The following is an 18,887-nucleotide window of genomic DNA, read 5'->3' on the forward strand; positions in this document are numbered from 1 at the left end:
GGGTAGGTGCAGGTCCAGGCGGTGGAGGATGCTGGAGCACGCCCGGCGGCGGGTGGCTGCGATGCAGCGTGGGGACGAGGTTGTCTGTCCGGTCTGCGGCCGGGGATGGACGGTGGGGGTCGAGCGCCGGCGGTCGGCGGTGTTCTGTTCGCCGCGGTGCCGCACGAGGGCTTGGCGGAGAAAGCGTCACCGGATGACGTCACGGTGACGTCATAGCCGAACGCCTCCCATGTCCCGTTTGGCGCGGCTGGATCTGGTGTTCCGCAGAGGTGGTGGAGCCTGGGTTCCGGGCGCATCGCGCGCCCCCGGCCTGCGCCTGCCGCCATCAGCCATGGACGCTTCATTCTGGTTCTGACCTGGGCTGGAGTCCCCTGTTGGCCACCGTCTGGTGGCCCGGTACGGCCCGGGGTGAGGGCGGTGGAAACGCATGGCAGAACGAGTTGGGAACCTTACCCGGTCGCGTTACGAGCAGATCGTTGCCGAGGCCCGCGAGCTGGTCGCGCAGGTCGCCCGGGCCCAGTTCGGCCTGGGCGACAAGGCGTTGGAGATCGAGCCAATGAGGCCAATGGGAGGGTCGATGCCGAACGGGACCGACGACCTGTTCACCGTCGAGGAGTCCCTGGCAATGTTCGCGGACGACATCGGGGTGGCGGCCTCGACGGTGAAGGACTGGCGTTGGGTCGCCTCCCGCTGGCCAAAGGGCAAGCGCAAGGACGGCGTCGCGTTCAGCGTTCACCGGGTCCTGGCCTCGATCAGCGAGGAGGGCGAGCGGTGGGCCCAGATCGAGGACCCGCCGTTCAACCGGTCCGGGCAGCGGTGGTGGACCATCGACGGGGCGAAACGCCTGGTGGGGCAGCGCGTCGATCGCCCGGTCAGCGTGGAAGAGAAGGTCCAGGCGGTCACCGACCTGACCCGGGACGACGAGGTTGCGGCCAAAGTCGCGGCCGAACTGCTGCGCAGGCCGGCGGCCGCGGCCGAGGTCGCGCCGGCCGACCGGGTCCGAGTCGTCCAGGAACTGACCCGGGACGACGAGGTCGCCAAGTCGGTGACCACCGAGCTCCTGCGCAGGCCCGCGGTCGCCCGGGAGACGATGCGGGACGACACCGCCCGCTTCCTGGTCAACCGAGCCCAGTTCGACAACTCCAACGAGGTCCGCGAACGCGTCCGCGAACGCACCCCGGCGGTCCGCCAGATCGAGCACACCATCGAGTACCTGGACCTGGTCGGGTCCTGTCACAGCTACGTCGCCACCCTCGGCCGGCTGGTCCCGCGGATGCGTGACCAGGAATTCAGCGAGGACGAACGCGAGACCGTCCGCCGCGGGATTTCCAAGGTCAGGGCCGCGGCCGACTGGCTGGAGGCCGCGATCGACACCGGCCAGTTCACCTTGGACGAGCAACTCGCCCAGCTCCTCAAGGGCGAGTAGACCCGTGAGCCGCCGCCGGCATGCACGACCGCTGAGCGAGCACTACGGCGACCTGGTCCGCGTCGCCCTCATGGAAGCCAGGCCCTCGGGCCTGCAGACACGGCAGCTGGTCGCAGCCACCCGCCTCACCCCCTGGCAGGTCGCCCGCGGAGTCCGGCACCTGCGGGACGTCGGCGCCGCCGAACACCTCACCCCGATCATCTGGCGCCACCGCGACGGCTACCTCTTCTCCGAGGAACCCGCGGACTGGATCGAGTACGAGAAGCGGCAGTTCCGGCAGATCCTCGGCCGGCTCACCCGGATGATCACGGGGACCCTCGACCCGCAACTGGTCCGCTACCCCGACGACGAATGGGCCCAGGTCGCAGCCGCACAGCTCACGGGCGTCAGAGCAACACTGGCCCAGCTCGCCAAATAGCCCCGAACCTCCCGCCCCAGCCCGGGACCCGCCATGCCGCCGCCCCGCCGTCGCCGCTACCCCTCCGACACCACCCCTGCCGAGTGGGCGCTGATCGAACCGCTTCTGCCGGTCCCGGCCTGCCAGCTCAAGACCGGCGGCCGGCCGGAGAAGTGGCACCGCCGCGAGATCGTCGACGCGATCCGCTACGTCGTCGACAACGGCGTCAAGTGGCGGGCCCTGCCCGCCGACTACCCGCCCTGGCAGACCGTCTACTACCACTTCTGGCGCTGGAACCGGGCCGGAGTCGTCGGCTTCATCCGTGACCAGCTCCGCCGACAGATCCGCACTGGCCAGGGGCGATGCCCCTGGCCCGTCACATTGATCGTCGACTCCCAGTCCGTCAAAGGCGCCGACACCGTCTCCAAGGCCACCCGCGGCTTCGACGCAGCGAAGAAAATCAACGGACGCAAAAGACACATCGCAGTCGACACCCTCGGCCTCCCCGTGATGATCACGGTGACGCCCGCCGACATGACCGACCGCGACGCCGCCCGAGAACTCCTCTGGCGCCTGCGCGTCATGCAACCGCAGATCACCCAGGTCTGGGCCGACTCCGCCTACGCCGGCCAGCTCGTGAACTGGTCCGACGACTTCCTCCGCATGACCCTCAAGACCGTCTCCCGCCCCCGCGGCGCGAAGGGATTCGTCATCCTGCCCCGACGCTGGAAAGTCGAACGAACCCTCGGCTGGATCATGAAGGCCCGCCGCAACGTTCGTGACTACGAGCGCCTGCCGCAACACTCCGAAGCACACCTGACCTGGGCGCTCATCACCCTCATGACCAGGCGCCTGACCCGTAAAGGCCCTCGCGCCGACTGGACGCAGAAGCCCTGAATTGACGGGTAGGAATTTTCCTACGTATAGTTTGGGCATGAACATCACGCACGCCACATTCGTCACCGTTCCCGTCTCCGACCAGGAGAAGGCCAAGGACTTCTACGTCAACACCCTCGGCTTCGAGCTGCTCATCGACCAGCAGGCAGGCCCGCAGCGCTGGATCCAGGTCGGCCCCAAGGGCGCGCAGACCAGCTTCACCCTCGTCCAGGCCGGCAAGGGCGGCTTCGCCCTCGGCAGCGCGAAGGGCATCATGCTCGAAACCTCCGACATCGAGGCAGACTGCGCCGCCCTGACCAAGGCCGGGGTCTCCGTGAGCGGCCCGAACAAGATGCCCTGGGGCCGCCACCAGGCCGACATCACCGACCCGGACGGCAACAGCTTCACCCTCTCCTCCCCCCTGCCCACTGGCGCCTGACCCGCGATGCGCACCGTCCAGGCACCCGGCGACCAGATATTCGGGGCACTGGCCAGCCCGGTGCGCCGGGAAGTGCTGCGACTCCTGCGTGAGCAGGGACCGCAGCCCGTCACCGACCTCGCAGGTCACTTCGACATGGCCCGCCCGAGCTTCTCCGAGCACCTGAAGGTGCTGCGGGATGCGGGGCTGGTCAGCGAGCAACGGGCGGGCCGGCAACGGCTTTACCGGCTAGAGGCGGTCCCCTTGCACGAGGTCCAGGAGTGGCTCCATCCGTTCGAGCGGTTCTGGCGCGACAAGCTCGCGGCGCTCGGCAACGTCCTCGATGAGATGGACGACGATGAGTCATGACCGATGACGACCTCACCACGATCCACGTTGATCAGTTCCTGCCGCACCCTCCCGCCAAGGTCTGGCGGGCGCTGACCGAACCCGAACTGATCGCCAAGTGGATGATGCCCGGCGACTTCCAGCTCCAGGTCGGTCACCGCTACACCATGCAGGTCGCCCCGGTTCCCGTCACAGGGTTCTCCGGCACGGTCCAAGCCGAAGTGCTGGGCTTCGAGACCACGAAGATGCTCCGCATCGGCTGGCAGGAGGCCGACCCGACAGCCGAGAGCGGCGCGGACTGGACGATCACCTGGACACTGGCGCCAGAAGGCACCGGCACCCGCCTGTTCCTCACTCACGAGGGCTTCGACCCGGATAACCCCGCCCAGCAGCGCGCCCGCACCATCATGGGCGGCGGCTGGAGGTCACATGTGATGCGCAGCCTCGAAAGCGTCCTCAACCAGATGTGACTCCGACCCCAGCGTCTCGACCCGTCACTCTCGGGCCCTGCCCCGCCAACCTCGGCCGGGCAGGGCCCACTTCAGCATTCCCCCTCACCAGCCACACCGCTCAGTCAGTTTGCCGACTATAACCACTGTGGTTATAGTCATGGTGAATCTACTCATGCAGTGAAGGAGAAACCACTCATGATCACGCACGTCGCCTTCGCCAGTCTCGTCGTCACCGACCAGGACGAGGCCCAGCGGTTCTTCGTCGACACACTCGGCTTCACCACGCACACGGACGCAGAAATGGCACCCGGCAAGCGGTGGCTTGAGATGTCCCTGCCGGGCGAGCGCACCCACATCGTGCTCAGCAAGGGGGCGGACTTCGACATGGTTCCCGACCCCAAGACCGGCCCCGCGTTCAACCTGTGCTGCGACGACATCACGACAACGCACGCCGAGCTGCAGGCCAAGGGCGCCGAGGTCAGCGACCCGGTCATCGAACCCTGTGGCTCCTACATGCTCGTCAGCGCCCCCGACGGCTACAAGATCATGATCTCTCAGGTGAAGTGACGCGCCAGGACGCGGTGCGCAGGCGGCAACACACAGCAGCGCTTCGGGTAGCCGCCCCTGTGAATAGGGGGAGGAATGATGGGGACATCACCAGTACTGACACCGGCGGTCTTCGCCCTGGCCGTCGCCCTGGCTGAGGGCCCACGGCACGGCTACGCCCTCATTCACGAGGTCGAGGAACTGACGCAGGGCGTGGTCCGGCTCGGTGCAGGCACGCTCTACCGCTCGCTCCAGCGCATGCGAGTCGACGGGCTGATCGAAGAGCTTCACGACGATCCGGCCGCCGGCGGCGACGAGCGCCGCCGTAGCTACCGGCTCACCTCCGCCGGCCGTCTGGCCGCCCAGCGAGAGGCGGCCAGGCTGTCCATCCTGGTCAACGCGGCCGCAGGCCGCGGCCTCGCCCACCCCACCGATTCACCGAACCAGGAGGTTCCATGACCGCCGACCCGGTCCCCGAAGAGTTCCAAGGGGTCACCCCCCACCTCGTCGTCGCCGACGCGACCGCGGCGATCACCTTCTACCGGGACGTCTTCGGCGCCGACGAACTCACCCGCAGCACCGGGCCAGACGGACGCACCTGGCACTGCGAACTCCTCCTCGCCGGCGGCCGCATGCTCCTCATGGAGGAATTCCCCGACATGGGCGTCCGGGCACCGGCAGCCGACGCGCCCACCACCGTCCTGCTCCAGGTGTTCGTCCCCGACACCGACTCCACCTACGCCGCAGCCCTGGCCGCCGGAGCAGCCACGCTGATGGCACCCAGCGATGCCTTCTGGGGCGACCGCTACGCACAGTTCCAGGACCCGGCCGGCCACCGGTGGGCGCTCAGCACCCGCCGCCAGGACCTCTCCTCAACAGACATGCGTCAGCGCTACGACGAGTGGTCACACACCCACGGAAACCCAGACAGCCCAGGCGACGCGGCAGTACCAGGGAATCAGTAGAGTCCTTCGCGGCTGGTGACACGCCCCGGCTCGTCCACCCTCAACGCCGCCCGTACCGTGTCCTGTACCTCGCGTGCAAACTGCCGGATGTCGGGCGTGCTCGCATCGAGCACCCCGGTCCACGAGATGGGGGAGGTCGCCGCCGGGTCCGGGTTCGAAGTCATCGCGTCGGGGTCGTCTTGCGCCACGAACCATTATGGGCGGCGGCTGGAGGTCACATGTGATGCGGAGCCTCGAAAGCGTTCTCGACCAGATGTGGCACCGGCCTGACCTAGCGTCCTGACTCTCACTCTCGGGCCCAGACCCGCCAACCCGGCGGGACAGGGCCCGCTTCAGCACGCCCAGACCTCACCACCCACACGGCTCAGCCGGCGGCAACAGTTCCCAAACACTCACTCAGGTCTCGGACAACTCGTGGAGGGCTGCGGCGAACCCAGCATCCTGGCCCGACACATCCTGTTCCACTGGAACCGGATGGACTTCACTCTCTAAGGGCAGTTCATCCAGGCGCGTGCGGGGCGCGAGGCGTTTCTCGGCTAACGATGCCCAATACCCAAGCTGGAGAATGAACTTGAGTGAACAGGAAGCAGTCAAGGAGACCTGGTCCCAGTACGGACGGATGCAGATTTCGCGGGGCTACATGCCGCCCGTCCCCGAGCAGCTCCGATGGTGTTTCTGGGAAGGTGTCGGCCCCGGCGACGAGGTCCTTGGGCCGCTTGAAGGGCAACGGGTACTCGACATCGGATCCGGGCCCGGTCACCACGCCGTTCATCTCGCCCGCGCCCACGGAGCATTCGTAGACGCCGTAGAACTGTCCCCCACCCAGCACCAACGCGCCATCAGTCACTTCGGCGACGAGCCTCGGGTCCGGTTCGTGCACAGCGACGTCGTCGACCACCTCCGGCAGGAGAACGGCTACGACGTCGCGTACGCCATCAACACCCTCGCCTGCACCAACCCCCAACTGATCCTGCCCGCACTGCGGGACGCACTCGTAGACAGCGCCAGGCTCGTGTTCTGCGCCCTCCACACAAGCCCCGATACCGGAGGGCCGTTCGACAGGGTGAAGTCACGGTCTGCGATGGTCCGCCTCAAAGACCAGGAGCCCATTCCAGTGCGAATGTGGGTCCTCACACCAGAGTGCTGGACCCGGCTCCTCGTGGACCACGACTTCACCGTGGCCTCCATCGATCTCCTGCGCCCGCCGGACGACGACAACCCTGTCGTTGTCCAGCTCATCCGGGCGCGAAGGACTCCGCGCGACATGGCTTCCGGACGTTTGACGTGACGAATCGGGCGGCTCTCACGCCTTTCCATATAGACGCAGCCCTCGGAACGGTGCACCGTTCGCTCACGACAGAGGCCGGTAGGTCCGAGGCCAGCAAGAGAGGTGCCCACACCCGGTTGTGTCGGATGACGCCCTGATGGCCCCCGCATAATCACCTTCAGTCGGAGCGACAACAGGGCAGACTCGCCGCCTCGTACAGTCGGTCCCGTGCGGCCCTCAGCAAGCCCTGCGACCACTCCGAACGCGTCACTCCCTCGGACGTTCCGAATGGCTCGGCGTGGCCGACGCCCAGCGCGCGGGCAATCGCCTCCTGCGCGATCTGACGACTTTCTGGGATGGGTGCGGATCTTCTGAGTGACGGCACACGCTGGCCATGAGATGGCCGCCCGACCTGCACGGTTCAACCGCTCGGAGCTTCCCAGAGCAGGGAGGCTCGACCTCGGCGTAAAGCGTGTGGGCGACGGAGCCGAGATCCGGTGCTTCGATCGTCTACGTCAACGTGTATTGACGTCCCTCTCTGCGGAAGTCCGCCGAGTGGTCCACCGCCCACTCCTGGAAGGATCGGGCAGGGGTTCCCGTGATGCGCTCCACCTCATCGTTGACCGGCTCCGGGTTGTCGATCATCTCCGCCTGGGCCGGCAACACGGCCTCCACCAGCTCTGCCGGGTAGCCTGCGGCCTTCATCTGCTCGGCGGCCTCGTCCAGCGCGATCTCCTCGAACCGCACCGGTCGCCCGATCGCCTCGCTGATCAGGGCCACCTGCTGTTCCTGGGTGATCAGTTCGGGGCCGGTGATCAGGGGGCGGGAGCCCAGCAGGGCGTCGGTCGTCAGCGCCTGAACAGCGACCGCAGCCATGTCCGCCTCGTGGATCAGCGGGCGGGCCAGCCTTGCCAGCGGCGCCCGTACGGCACCCGTGGTGCGGACCTCCTCCGCCCAGCCCAGGGTGTTGCTCGCGAACCCGGTGGGCCGCAGCGCCGTCCACTCCAGGCCCGATGCCTCGATCAGCCGCTCCAGCTCCGTGTGGAACATGGTGATCGCCTCGCCGGGCTTCTCCTCCTCGCTCCCAACCCCGGCAGATGACAGGTACACCACCCGTCGAGCGTGCTTCCCGATCGCATCGATCACGTCCGACGCGCCCTCAGCGCTCAGGAACGGCCACACCAGGAAGACCGAATCGACGCCCTCCAGAGCCGTGCCCAGCGAAGCGGGATCACCGAGATCGCCGCGCACTGCCTGCACACCCTCCGGGAAGTCCGCCTCCCCTCGCACCAGCGCCCGCACGGGCACGCCCGCCGCGTGCAGTTGGGACACCACCGCGCCGCCGACCTTTCCAGTCGCGCCGGTCACCAAGATCCTGGGCTGTGTCATCGGAATCTCCTCGTCTCGCCGTTCGATGACACGACTCTCATACATCAACCAAGGTTTAGGTCAAGCGCCGGCCGGAGTGACCTTCGGGTCCTGCTTCAACCAGCGATCTGCCCGCGGTGGTGGAACGCGGATCCCCGGTGTGACGGCCCGAGCGTCACAGCCACTCGTTGATAGCCGCGATGAGCACGGTCGCCTCGTAGCGGACCGCGAGCTTGTCGTATCTCGTGGCGACGACGCGAGGCCCCTTGAGGCGGTTGATCCCGCACTCGACCGCATGACGCTCCCGGTAGTCGAAGGGGTCGAAACGCGACGGTCGGCCGCCGCGGGAACTGCCGCGAGTCCCCGCGCTGCCCAGCGGTCACCCCGATCGACATGGGCTTTTGGCGCTGCTCGACGGCCAGATGCAGTTTGACTGCCTTGAGCTGCCCAAGAAGGCCGCCACCGGCGACCCGGACGCGCAGATCGACCAGGCCGACTACCACGCCCACCTGGAGCAGGAGTTCGGCAAGGAGCAAGCCTCCGTCGTCGCCGCCCGCTACCCCATCAGCGCCTACGACAACTCACCGGCCCTTGCCTTCGCGGCGGCCCTGACCGACGGAAACTGGGCCCGGCACTCCGTCGACAGCGCAGCTCGAGCACCTCGAGCACCTGCAATGGCTCGTGACCCACCACGAAAAGCCCGCTTCGCCACTCACAAGCCCGGATCCCCCCGTCGAGCACGGCATCGCGCACCTCAAGAACTGGCGCTCTCTGGCCAGACACCACGGCCGACGCGAAAACCTGCCCGACACCATCCACGCCGTTGCCGGACTCCTCACCGACCAGCAGACAACACCGACCTCGAAAGCCCTCACTCCGTCCGCCACACGAACATGATCCACAAAACAACCGTGCAGGCCCGCACGTCCTCACGCTCACCACGCACGAGGTCGTAAGGGTGGCCGACCGGTCGCCTTCGACAAAATGATCTCCCGCAGCCGCATCGAAGTGGAACGCACGATTAACTGGCTCAAGATCTTCTGCGCCATCGCGACCCGTTACGAGGAGAAGGGGGCCTACGTCTTCCACGGCACGGTGACCGTCGCCGCTATCCACCTCTGACTCCGTACTGAAGGAGGGCCCGCTCAGAAGTCCGTAGCGCCCGGGTAGGGGCCCAGAAGTTCGCTGAGCACGCGCCCTTCGGCACCCCTGACGTCCCACCGACTCGCCGTTGGCGTATTGGGCCTGGTCATCGCCGAGACGATCCTCGCCGCGAACACGCACGAAAACGCCACGGGCGTCGCCCTCCTGGACCAGGTCGCCGATCACGGCACTCGCCTCTGTGTCGACGTCGAGATCCTGAAAATGCCCGGAGTGATGCCGTAGGCGCGCTTGAACCAGCGGTTGAAGTGCGCCTGGTCCGAGAAGCCGGCGGACGTGGCAGCGTCCGCCGGTGCCAGACCGTCGGCAAGAAGGCCGCGGGCGTGGCGCAGGCGGAGCAGGCGCTGATAGGCGCTGGGCGCCATGCCGTACTCCTCGTGGAAGGCGCGGTACAGCGCGAACCGACTGCATCCCGCAACCGCGGACAGGTCGTTCGCCGCGAGCGGTTCGAGAAACGCCTCGTCGAGGAGGGCACGGGCGCGGCATGCGGCCCGCAACCGTGCCTGGCCCGCCAAGGTCCGCACCCGCGGAGCGCGCGTTGCGCCGCGTTCCGCCATGGCCAGGACGGCCGCGGTCAGGAGCTCCTCGCGGACCAGAGCGTCCGTGCCCTCGGCCAACGCGGCGTGCAGCCTGGACAGCGTGCCGGTCAGGACCGGATCGATCAGGACGGGCTGCATGAACAGCGGCATGGCACCGGTGTGCCGGTCGGTGGCGTCGGCGAGCACCTCGCGCACCACAGAAGGCCCGATGTGCACGATGCGGTACTGATAACCCAGCTCGGCCGCCGCACGGCCGTCGTGCACCTCGTCGGGGTTGAAGGCCATGACCATGCCCGCCCCACTGGTGTGGTCCGCTCCACGGCAGCGGAACGCCTGCGCCCCCACATCCGTGATGCCGAAGGAGTACGTGTCGTGACTGTGCGGCGCGTAGACGTGCTCGAAAAAATGCGCATGCATCGCTTCCAGCGGACGGGAGCCGTCGCGCCAGTAACGGGCCCACCCGCTCGCCGGCCCGCACCCGGTTCCGCTCTTCGCCCCCATGACCCCATCGTGCCGCACCAGCGTTCAAGCCAGCCCGGAATCCCACCGGTTGAATCAACGACATGCGAGCAAAGGCGGCGACGAGCAACCCCTACCTGCAACTTCTGCTGACCATGATGCTTTGGGGCAGTGCCTTCTCCAGCTCCAAATCAGTCGTCGGCCATGTGCCGCCCGCAGTGGGAGCGGTCCTGCGCTTCGGCGGCGGCGCCCTGGCACTGCTCATCGCCATCTGGCTGTTCGGCAACCGCAGTACGCGGGTCTCGGCCCGCAACGGGTGGCGCGCCGCAGCGGTCGGCGTGCTCGGCGTCTTCGCCTACAACGGCTTCTTCTTCTGGGGCCTGTCACTGGCTCCCTCTCTCGACGCCGGCATCCTCATCCCCGTCATGAGCCCCGTACTGACCAGCGCCGCCCTGGTGCTCACCGGCAAGGAGCGAGCCGGCGCCGCCCGGGCCACTGGCCTCCTCCTCGGCCTGATCGGGGCCGTCATCTTCTTCATCGGCGTCGGAGGCAGCACGCAGGGCGGCTCGTCCAGACTGTGGGGCGATGCGCTGTTCCTGCTCAGCGCCATCTGCTGGGCCGGCTACACGCTTCTGGGCCCCCGGGTCCTCTCCGCCGTCGATCCGCTGCGGGCCACGACCTACGGCACCTGCGCGGGCGCGTTGCTGCTGGCCGCACTCGCCGCTCCCGATCTGGCGCAGGTCCCATGGAGCGCGTTGCCGGCCGGAGTCTGGCTGAACACCGTGTACCTCGCCGTCGGAGCCGCAGCCGTCGCCAACCTCCTCTATTACCGCGGGGTCGGCGCGGTGGGACCGGCCAGAGCCTCCCTGATGATGTTCACCGTCCCCGTGGTCAACACCCTGTGCTCCACGTTGCTCCTGGGCGAGACCTTCGGCTGGCTGCAGGCAACGGGCTCAGTGGTCCTGCTCGGCGGAGCCGGCCTCGCCGCCACCGAGGGCAAACTTCCGACGCGAAGGACCACCCCTGCCGAACAGCCACCCATCGGCACCGAGACTCCCCGCCACCGGAGTACGACATGAAGCCCCTGCTGTATCGCGCTGGTCGCCGCCAGTTGTTCCACAGGGGGGGGCGGCGAACGTGGCGTCAGGAGCGAAGACCAGGCCGCGATCCGCCTCAACCTCTTGATGTAATAATCACCCTGAGAGTTTGCCTATTACCTACTCGGGGGGAACCTTGCCTTTCGCCAACACGGCCGAGGCCGCACGAGCATGGGTCCATGGTTGGACCGTGTCACGCGGCGCAGCCGAACCCATGCCCCGTACCTGGGGTTTCACCATCGACGTCGGCCTCCCCGGACACGTCATGCGCCACGTCCTTCACTCCGCAGACGAAGCGACCGTCCACAAGATCACCGAACACGCCACCGCGCCCGGCATCTGGTTGAAGGCACTCGTCCCACCGGAAACACTTGAACCCTGGCTTGCCCCTGGCTGGCACCTCGCCGGCGGAACCGGGTACCTGATGTCCGCCTCGCTACCCATCGCCCACACCCGAGCCCCGACCGAAACACCTGACGGCTACCAGCTGAATACCTGGACGTGTGCCGGCGTCACACGCGCCCTGGTGCGCACCACCGACGGCGCTTTCGCCGCGCGCGGCCAGATCGCCGTCACCGGCCTCAGCGCTGTCGTCGACCAGGTGGAGACCGACCCCGCCCACCAGCGTCGCGGCCTGGGACGCCTGGTGATGCACAGGCTCACCACCACGGCAGCAGGGCAGGGCGCCACGGCAGGTGTGCTGGGCGCGACGCCGGAAGGCCGAGCCCTGTACGAGACGATGGGGTGGTGCGCACTGGCCCCGCTGACCGGCGCCATGCGAGGTCCGGGCTCGTCCGAGACCTGATCGAAGATCAAAAACCAGACCGCAGCCGTGAGGTGACTCCCGAGGTCGTCAATAGACGACAACCTGCGCAACCAAGGGGCGGGACCCGGCGACCACGACAGGTGGCAACGTGAGGTCGCCGCGCGGATGATTCGGTTCGCGGGGTTCATGGCCGCCAGCACACCGGCCGTCGGCCAACGGTACGGGTTGAGTTCAGGCCCGCTACCGGAGTGTCTGCCGTTTGTGGATCACGGGGGCCGATGCGTGTCGCAGCCAGCGCGTGGCTCTGTCTGTGGCTGCGGGTGAAGAGTGCACGGGTGCACGGGTGTGGTGGCGCGGTCGGCCGGCAGGTGTTGCCCAGCCTTGGTTCCGGGCGGAGAGGCCGGGTAGCAGAATGCCTCAGGCTGCGACGGAGAGCAGGTCCACCACGAAGACGAGTGTCGAGCCCGCCGGGATCAACGGCGAGGGTGACTGGTTGCCGTAGCCGAGGTGCGGGGGGACGATGATCTCGCGCCGGCCGCCGACTTTCATCCCTCTGACCCCGCGGTCCCAGCCCTTGATGACTTTGCCACCGCCCACGGCGAACTTGAACGTCCGGCCCCGGTCCCAGGAGGTGTCGAATTCCTTTCCGGACTCGAAGGTGACCCCGACGTAGTGAACCTGTACAACCCTGCCCGGCTTCGCCTCGAGCCCGTCCCCGACGACGAGGTCGCGGATTGTCAGCTCGGTGGGAGCGTCACCCTCCGGAAGGTCGATCTCGGGCTTCGTCAGTTCACTCATTGCAGCCTCATTCGCTCACCGCTGGGAGCCTCATACAGACCAGCCAGACGCCTCGCCACTCTATCCAGTAGATCACCATGCTGCCATGAACGCTGATCTCCTGGAGTGCATCAAGCCCCACGGAGCACGATGCTCAGCGTGACTGGGCGTGCTACGTCATCGGTACGCTGCGCCCGTACTCGATGGCGGCGAGGCCCTGCTCCCCGCATCCCCGGGTATTGCCCCTGGGCGTCCGCCTGGTGACAGGTAGCCCACGGCGCTGAAGGTCCTTCAGCCTGCGCTGACAACGGTTGTGGACTCGCCACCGTGCTTCGGGCCTCTACGCGTACCGCCTCGTCGTTCACGTCGACCGACAGCACCGCCACATCGTCGATCGACGGGAACAGCAACCGACACCGACACGGGCCGCGCCCACCCCGCCCCAGGAGCGGACTTGGCGTCCGGTGGCGGGCGGGGCGACGGTGACGTCGCTGACCGCGCGCCGGCTGGCCGCACTGCCGCCCGCCCCCCGGCCGCTGCCGTCAGTGGCCGCATACGACGAACTGCTGCGGCTGCGCCGCCGGCACGCCGGTCCTTCCGCCCAACAGGGGGAATCATGACCGTAAAGGGCAACCGGGGACTTACCGAGGAAGCCGCGGACACGGCCGTGGACCAGGCCTGCCGGATGCTCCGACTGCCCACCATCCGGGCCCAGTACCCAGAGCTCGCTTCGGCCTCCGTACAGGACCAGGTGACCTACCGCGGGTTTCTGGCCGAGCTGCTGATGTCGGAATGCGACGACCGGGCCCGGCGCCGCTCCGAGCTACGTATCAAGGCTGCCGGGTTCCCGCGGGATAAGTCGCTGAGGTCGTTTGATTTCGACGCGAATCCGGCCATCGACCCGGCCGCGATCCACACTCTGGCCTCCTGCGACTGGTCAGGAAGAGCGTGCCGCTGTTCCTGATCGGCGACTCGGGGACCGGGAAATCACACTTACTGATCGCGCTCGGCACCGAGGCCGCGATGCACGGCTACCGGGTCAAATACGTCCTCGCGACGAAACTCGTCAACGAACTCGTCGAAGCCGCTGATGAGAAACTCCTCGCCAAGACCATCGCCCGCTACGGCCGCGTCGACCTTCTCTGTATCGATAAGCTCGGCTATATGGAACTTGACCGGTGCGGAGCCGAAATCCTCTTCCAGGTATTGACCGAGCGTGAGGAGAAGAGCTCTGTGGCGATAGCCTCCAACGAATCCTTTGGAGGCTGGACGAAAACCTTCACCGACCCCAGACTTTGTGCGGCGATCGTGGACCGCCTCACCTTCGGTGGCAACATCATCGAGACCGGTACCGACTCCTACCGCCTCGGCATCACCAAGTCCCGCGCCGAATCGGCCGCCGCGGCCACGACCTGACGTCTGGCCCGGTCACAAGGCTAGACCCAGTCCGGCGGATCATGTAACTAGTCCAGTCACCACGGGCTGGCACCGTGTCACTGCCCGAGTGCGCCGGCCAGTTCCGGGATGTAGCGGACGTCCTTGAGGGGCGCGTCCTTCTGTGCGCCGAACTTCTCCACGACGGTGCCGCTGGCGCCGATATGTACGACCTGGAGCGCGACACGGGTGTCCTGCTCACGCAGGTCGATCCGGACGCGGGGGGACCCGCCCTCGGGCTTCATGTCCACGATCAGCTCATCGAAGTACCCGGCGCCCTTGAGAGCGGCCCGCAACTCCGCGGCGTTCCCACCGACACCCTTGAGGGCGGCGGTGACGTGGGCGGCGAACTTGTCGGCAAAGCAGATCTCGGGCGCGGTGAGGGTGACCGGCTCGAGGAGTTCACCGTCAGGCATGGAGGGAACGGGGTCGTCGGCGGTCGGCGAGTCGACGCGGTCGGAGGGCAGGGGCACGCGGTCGTCGGGGCTGCCGGTCGGCATACCAGAGGAGGCTTTGAGGCCATCCGGGACGCCACTGGACCCGAGAGGATCGCTGGTCTTCGTCTCGTCCAGTGGAGGGCAGCCCTCAGTGATCTTGAGGGACAGCTCCATGAATTCAAGCGCCGGCTTGTCCGAGTCGCCACCCTCGGGGGCGGAGGCGACATTCTCCGCGGCGATCTTGGTTTCGGCGGGGCTGCTGGAGCAGGCGGTGAGGGCGAGCACGCCCAGCGCGAAGGCGGCTGCGGTGTATGCGATTCGAGGCATGCGAGCAACTTATGACTGCTCAGCGGCATGGTCATGAGCATGCGTACTCATGATCAAACGGAGGATCTGGCTCCCAATCAAGCCTTGTGTATTCACGAAGACTTGACGCCTAAAGTCCGTGATCGCCGGTGATGACCATTCACTGGCCTGGCCGAAAGACGCCACTGTGTACAGAAAAGCGCTTCCTGCGACACCTGAACTTGATTGGGTGATGTCGGGACCGCATGGGTCTCTCACGCGTCCAAAGTGGAGTCACTTCTCACATTCGGATCTTGTCCCCGAGGCCTCCGAGAGGAGTCAAACTGAGCGACCCCTGGAGTCAGTTGTCAATGACGCAGCCATATCGGGACAGTGGCCGGTTCCGGCAGTCCTGCACCGTTGGTGTACTCGACCTCCAGCTCGGCTCCATCGGTGACAGACTCCATGAGCACCGCCGAGCCGTCCGTTTCCCAGGCACCGCACGTCTCCCACTGAGCGGTGGGGTCGTTGAGTACAGCATTGACCGCGGCGATCAGGCCGACCTCGGAGTCGGCTCCGAGCCAGCGAACGAAGGCTTGGTGTTCCGGCAAGTAGCAGGTGGTGGCGGGTTCGTCTGCGAGGACAAGCACCCTCGCGCCCTCCTCGCCGATAGCGGCCGCCCAGCTGCTCGGCGTCGTCGTCGACCACCACAACGGGTACGTCCTCGGGGTTACCGCGGTCCCGAGCTGGACCGCCCAGCCGGTCCGGTTGCGCGCCCTTGGCGGCCAGCGCCCGGCGCCCGGCGCCTCGCGGTCTGGTCGAGAAGGAAGGAACCGACGACTTGTCCATCGTCCGGGTCTTCCGCGAACCTGGTGATCTTCCAATTCAGTCCGGAGTGTCACTGCATCTGGTATGGGGACGGCGCTAATTGGCGCGGTTCCGTATCAGAGCTGTGGGGCTGTTTCCGGGGTGGGGTCGGGTGTGGTTCGTGCATGGGTGAGGGCGTCGTGGAGTGCCTTCGGGTCGTCTGCGTGCAGCCTGATCAGGGTGACGAGGCGGGCTGCGCCGAGGAATGTCGGTGCGTCGACGGGTTCGGTGAGGTGGAGGGTGATGGAGGTCTGGGAGCCGATGGGGAGGTTCAGTTCGCCGTCCTTCTTCTCGTGGGTGTAGCGGGTCTCGCGGTGGATGGAGGCGATCTGGTCGAGAGGGAGGCGGATGTCGACGTTGGCGGCCTGCCGGATGCGCAGGGTGCGGTCGGCGAGGGTGTGTGGTCGGGTGCGGGAGGCGGCGTGCAGGCCGAGGACGAACAGGACGGTGTAGACGTCCACGACCAGCATGATGGTGTGGATGACGGGCCAACTGGCGAGGAGGTAGGTCAGGGCTACGGTCTCGATCACGCAGGCGAAGGTGAGGCCGTACATCATGGCGGCCTGGTCCCGGCCGTGAGTGAAGACCGCGTCGGCCCCGTTGGTGCCGTGCGGGCGGCGGGTGATCCACCGGATGAGGCTTTCCATGATCCGGCCCTCGTGGGCGAGGAACCGCAGGGCGGGTGAGGGGGCGGACTTCGGTGCGGTGGGGGGTGTGGTGGTCATGCCGGGTCTTCCTGTCGTTGCTTGAAGAATTCGAGGGCGCGGCGCACGGCCGCGGCCTGGGCCGGGTCGGGGTCCTCGTAAAGGGCGTCGGCCAGGCCGTGGGTGCTTGTGCCGGGAACGTGCGTTGCCAGGCCGTCGGGCAGGAGGGCCTCCAGTGCCGCGGCGGTACGGGGGACCTGCGGGGCGTTCGGATGCTGGCCGGCGAGGCCGTCGAGCAGGCCGTAGACCTGTGCGGCGTGCTGCCGCATGCCGTGCAGCGTCGCCATCAGTGCACCTCGCCTTTCACGAGGCGTCGCGGCGTCGAGGAAGGCCCGGTGATCGCGGTCCTTCACGGCCATCGGTGAGCCGTCGAGGTCCCCGAGAGCGGCCAGCAGACCGGCGAGCTCGGGCGACACCGGTCCCTCAGGAGACAGGGACCCGGCCCCTGGGCCTGGACCAGCAGCGGGGCCAGCGTCGTCCGGCGCTGCCGCGTCACCACCTCCTGCCGCGCCAGGGCGGCGTCCAGCTCCCTCAAGACCTCACTCACGTCATGGCCCTCGGTGTCCACGAGGGCGTCCCGTAAGTCGTCGAGTCCAAGTCCGTGCGCGGTCAGCCGCCGGATCCGGGCGAGCAGGACAGCTTCCCGCGTGCCATAGGCGCGGCACCCGTTGCTGCGCCGTAGAGGTTCGGGCAGAAGCCCGAGCTGGTGGTAGTGCCGCACGGCCCGCGGAGTGACCCCGACCAGGGCGGCGACTTCGCCGATTCGCATGAGCCCAGTGGAAACCATGACGTCGCTGCAAGGTCAAGGACAGGATTCTGCGCGGTCGGCTGCCCACGGCGCGCGTCACGCCGGTCGCGGGCAGCTTCGGACAGACCGTTTTGACCTTGCCGCGACGTCATGGTCTTCAGTGGAGGACATCGGCCCGAGCAATCACCGTTTCCGGGCCTCCACCTTCGGAAGGACACCGAGATGACCACCACCATCGACAAGAACGTGGCTCTCATGCGCAGGGCGTACCAGTGCGTGGAGAACGGCGACCTCGACACGGCGCAGGAGCTGCTGACGGAGAACTTCATTGCGAACGTCCCCGGCGTGGCCGAGCCCCTGCACGGCCGGGAGGTCTGGCGCATGGGCAGCAAGATCATGCTGGACGCCTTCCCCGACCTGAAGATCGACGTCCAGGACATCTTCGGTGCCGGCGACAAGGTCACTGTGCTGGTCAACTTCCGGGGAACCCACCTGGGCGCCTTCCAGGAGTTCGAGGCGACGGGCCGGACGGTCGCGTACCGCAGCGTCGAGGTCTACCGCTTCGAAGGAGACCAGATCGCGGAGGAGTGGGTCGCGCCTGACCTGCTCAGCCTCATGCAGCAGATCGCGCCCACCACGGCCGACCACTGATCCATCCGGTGCCGACAGGCTGCCGAAGTTCTTGCCTCCGCCACAGGCCGGCAGATCAACGCCGAAAGGATCACCGACGACGCCATGCGCACCCAGCTCCACCGGGTCGGCGTGACCGACGGATTGATCGAGGCCGTGCTTGGAGTGTCGAGCAGCCTTCGTGAGAACTTCGTGCCCGAACAGTGCGGGACCGTCCAGGCCACCACCCGGACCACCACCTCAGGCACCGGATTGACGACGCGTCGTAAGGAGTTCGGGCAGTCGCAGCGGCTCTGCTCTGCAAGGTCGCCTTATCGCCCATGCCTTGCAGTGCCCCGGGAACCAACGCAACCGTGATCGGCGCTGAGATTGGTCACCATACGTACCCGTGACTCAAGCCCCGGTGCGGTCCGCTGCCCTCACTGAGTGACGGGCTCCGGCCGGGGCTTCGTCCTGCCCAAATCTCCTCTTGAATCGAGGTTCCACGTGGCTACACCTCTACCGGCTCGGGCGGCGCGCGTTCCGGTGCCGCCGACTCATCGTCCTGCTCTGGGTAGCTGTGCTGATGGGCGCCGGTGTCGCAGCATCAACCGCACCCGCGCCGCCCGCCGACTCGTTCTCGATGCCCGGAACCGAGTCCCAGAAGGCTTTCGACCTGCTCGACGAGCGATTCCCCGCAGCGAGCGCGGAGGGCGCGCAGGCACGCGTCGTCATCCGTGGCCCGAAAGGCACGAAGATATCCGGCACGGTGCACGGTCTCGGTCTCCAGTCCTCGAACAGCTTCGGCACCGCCTTCGGGTCGCGGTCCGGGCCAGAGTTCCATCCAAACACCGCCCATCAGGCGGGCGGGCCGGTCCAAGCCCTGCGGGCGAGGCCATCAGCACGGCATGAGCATCCAGGGCGTGCTGGACAGCAAGGTT

At 67.4% G+C, this 18,887-nt stretch carries 21 protein-coding genes and 4 pseudogenes; 17 read left to right on the forward strand and 8 right to left on the reverse strand.

Features of this window, described 5'->3' with window-relative positions; genetic code table 11:
- The first annotated feature begins 427 nt into the window (after positions 1 to 427).
- The 10 genes from ACWGO0_RS17200 (at position 428) to ACWGO0_RS17245 (ending at position 6,716) form a co-directional block, all read left to right on the forward strand.
- Positions 428 to 1,426, forward strand: a complete 999-nt coding sequence (locus ACWGO0_RS17200) for a DUF6192 family protein (protein ID WP_453534819.1) — start codon at positions 428 to 430, stop codon at positions 1,424 to 1,426.
- Positions 1,427 to 1,430: 4 nt separating this feature from the next.
- Complete coding sequence (locus ACWGO0_RS17205; protein WP_453534822.1) at positions 1,431 to 1,844, forward strand: hypothetical protein; 414 nt, start codon at positions 1,431 to 1,433, stop codon at positions 1,842 to 1,844.
- A gap of 33 nt (positions 1,845 to 1,877) precedes the next feature.
- Positions 1,878 to 2,720, forward strand: a complete 843-nt coding sequence (locus ACWGO0_RS17210) for an IS5 family transposase (protein ID WP_453534824.1) — start codon at positions 1,878 to 1,880, stop codon at positions 2,718 to 2,720.
- A 37-nt stretch (positions 2,721 to 2,757) separates the two neighbouring features.
- Positions 2,758 to 3,138 (forward strand): VOC family protein, encoded by a 381-nt coding sequence (locus ACWGO0_RS17215; RefSeq protein WP_453534827.1) that lies wholly within the window; start codon positions 2,758 to 2,760, stop codon positions 3,136 to 3,138.
- Between the two features lie 6 nt (positions 3,139 to 3,144).
- Entirely contained in the window at positions 3,145 to 3,486 is a 342-nt protein-coding gene (locus ACWGO0_RS17220; protein ID WP_453534830.1) for an ArsR/SmtB family transcription factor, read from the forward strand.
- Complete coding sequence (locus ACWGO0_RS17225) at positions 3,483 to 3,935, forward strand: SRPBCC family protein (RefSeq protein ID WP_453534833.1); 453 nt, start codon at positions 3,483 to 3,485, stop codon at positions 3,933 to 3,935. The genes ACWGO0_RS17220 and ACWGO0_RS17225 overlap by 4 nt, the downstream gene beginning before the upstream one ends.
- A gap of 177 nt (positions 3,936 to 4,112) precedes the next feature.
- Complete coding sequence (locus ACWGO0_RS17230; protein ID WP_453534836.1) at positions 4,113 to 4,484, forward strand: VOC family protein; 372 nt, start codon at positions 4,113 to 4,115, stop codon at positions 4,482 to 4,484.
- A 78-nt stretch (positions 4,485 to 4,562) separates the two neighbouring features.
- Positions 4,563 to 4,922 carry a PadR family transcriptional regulator gene (locus ACWGO0_RS17235; protein WP_453534839.1) on the forward strand — a complete coding sequence of 120 codons (360 nt, stop codon included), beginning with the start codon at positions 4,563 to 4,565 and terminating at the stop codon, positions 4,920 to 4,922.
- The gene (locus tag ACWGO0_RS17240; RefSeq protein ID WP_453534842.1) at positions 4,919 to 5,428 is read left to right on the forward strand and encodes a VOC family protein; all 510 of its coding nucleotides are present in this window, start codon (positions 4,919 to 4,921) and stop codon (positions 5,426 to 5,428) included. The genes ACWGO0_RS17235 and ACWGO0_RS17240 overlap by 4 nt, the downstream gene beginning before the upstream one ends.
- A gap of 571 nt (positions 5,429 to 5,999) precedes the next feature.
- Positions 6,000 to 6,716 (forward strand): class I SAM-dependent methyltransferase, encoded by a 717-nt coding sequence (locus ACWGO0_RS17245; protein ID WP_453534845.1) that lies wholly within the window; start codon positions 6,000 to 6,002, stop codon positions 6,714 to 6,716.
- A gap of 489 nt (positions 6,717 to 7,205) precedes the next feature.
- Here ACWGO0_RS17245 and ACWGO0_RS17250 read toward each other — a convergent pair whose 3' ends face one another.
- Complete coding sequence (locus ACWGO0_RS17250; protein WP_453534848.1) at positions 7,206 to 8,084, reverse strand: NAD(P)H-binding protein; 879 nt, start codon at positions 8,082 to 8,084, stop codon at positions 7,206 to 7,208.
- A 924-nt stretch (positions 8,085 to 9,008) separates the two neighbouring features.
- On the opposite strand from ACWGO0_RS17250, the pseudogene ACWGO0_RS17255 reads away from it, so the two are divergent.
- A pseudogene (locus ACWGO0_RS17255) lies at positions 9,009 to 9,185 on the forward strand (IS5/IS1182 family transposase); the annotation flags it as partial.
- Between the two features lie 102 nt (positions 9,186 to 9,287).
- Positions 9,288 to 9,401 (forward strand): annotated as a pseudogene (locus ACWGO0_RS17260) (IS5/IS1182 family transposase); the annotation flags it as partial.
- Here ACWGO0_RS17260 and ACWGO0_RS17265 read toward each other — a convergent pair.
- Positions 9,389 to 10,180 (reverse strand): AraC family transcriptional regulator, encoded by a 792-nt coding sequence (locus ACWGO0_RS17265; protein WP_453534851.1) that lies wholly within the window; start codon positions 10,178 to 10,180, stop codon positions 9,389 to 9,391. The pseudogene ACWGO0_RS17260 and the gene ACWGO0_RS17265 overlap by 13 nt on opposite strands.
- 146 nt (positions 10,181 to 10,326) lie before the next feature.
- Between ACWGO0_RS17265 and ACWGO0_RS17270 the strand changes: the two genes are divergently transcribed.
- Positions 10,327 to 11,301: a DMT family transporter gene (locus ACWGO0_RS17270; protein ID WP_453534854.1), complete on the forward strand. Its 975-nt coding sequence runs from the start codon at positions 10,327 to 10,329 to the stop codon at positions 11,299 to 11,301.
- A gap of 208 nt (positions 11,302 to 11,509) precedes the next feature.
- A complete protein-coding gene (locus ACWGO0_RS17275; RefSeq protein WP_453534857.1) occupies positions 11,510 to 12,124 on the forward strand; it encodes a GNAT family N-acetyltransferase in 615 nt (204 codons plus the stop codon).
- A 378-nt stretch (positions 12,125 to 12,502) separates the two neighbouring features.
- On the opposite strand, the gene ACWGO0_RS17280 is transcribed toward ACWGO0_RS17275, so the two are convergent.
- Positions 12,503 to 12,883, reverse strand: coding sequence for an FKBP-type peptidyl-prolyl cis-trans isomerase (locus tag ACWGO0_RS17280; protein WP_453534860.1), 381 nt, complete (start codon positions 12,881 to 12,883; stop codon positions 12,503 to 12,505).
- A gap of 595 nt (positions 12,884 to 13,478) precedes the next feature.
- On the opposite strand from ACWGO0_RS17280, the pseudogene istB reads away from it, so the two are divergent.
- Positions 13,479 to 14,278, forward strand: a pseudogene (istB, locus tag ACWGO0_RS17285) (IS21-like element helper ATPase IstB).
- 77 nt (positions 14,279 to 14,355) lie between these two features.
- Here istB and ACWGO0_RS17290 read toward each other — a convergent pair.
- The 5 genes from ACWGO0_RS17290 to ACWGO0_RS17310 all read right to left on the reverse strand — a co-directional run bounded on the left by ACWGO0_RS17290 (position 14,356) and on the right by ACWGO0_RS17310 (position 17,358).
- Positions 14,356 to 15,060: a hypothetical protein gene (locus ACWGO0_RS17290; protein WP_453534863.1), complete on the reverse strand. Its 705-nt coding sequence runs from the start codon at positions 15,058 to 15,060 to the stop codon at positions 14,356 to 14,358.
- Positions 15,061 to 15,386: 326 nt separating this feature from the next.
- A complete protein-coding gene (locus tag ACWGO0_RS17295) occupies positions 15,387 to 15,920 on the reverse strand; it encodes an Imm21 family immunity protein (RefSeq protein WP_453534866.1) in 534 nt (177 codons plus the stop codon).
- Positions 15,921 to 15,962: 42 nt separating this feature from the next.
- Positions 15,963 to 16,610, reverse strand: a complete 648-nt coding sequence (locus ACWGO0_RS17300; protein ID WP_453534869.1) for a hypothetical protein — start codon at positions 16,608 to 16,610, stop codon at positions 15,963 to 15,965.
- Positions 16,607 to 16,876 (reverse strand): hypothetical protein, encoded by a 270-nt coding sequence (locus ACWGO0_RS17305; RefSeq protein WP_453534872.1) that lies wholly within the window; start codon positions 16,874 to 16,876, stop codon positions 16,607 to 16,609. The genes ACWGO0_RS17300 and ACWGO0_RS17305 overlap by 4 nt, the downstream gene beginning before the upstream one ends.
- Positions 16,877 to 16,938: 62 nt before the next feature.
- The gene (locus ACWGO0_RS17310; RefSeq protein WP_453534875.1) at positions 16,939 to 17,358 is read right to left on the reverse strand and encodes a MerR family transcriptional regulator; all 420 of its coding nucleotides are present in this window, start codon (positions 17,356 to 17,358) and stop codon (positions 16,939 to 16,941) included.
- Between the two features lie 201 nt (positions 17,359 to 17,559).
- On the opposite strand from ACWGO0_RS17310, the gene ACWGO0_RS17315 reads away from it, so the two are divergent.
- Together ACWGO0_RS17315 and ACWGO0_RS17320 are read left to right on the forward strand one after the other, a co-directional pair.
- Complete coding sequence (locus tag ACWGO0_RS17315; protein ID WP_453534878.1) at positions 17,560 to 17,988, forward strand: ester cyclase; 429 nt, start codon at positions 17,560 to 17,562, stop codon at positions 17,986 to 17,988.
- A 448-nt stretch (positions 17,989 to 18,436) separates the two neighbouring features.
- Positions 18,437 to 18,709: pseudogene (locus ACWGO0_RS17320) on the forward strand (MMPL family transporter); the annotation flags it as partial.
- Between the last annotated feature and the right edge of the window lie 178 nt (positions 18,710 to 18,887).

Source organism: Streptomyces sp. NPDC055749, assembly GCF_053617235.1.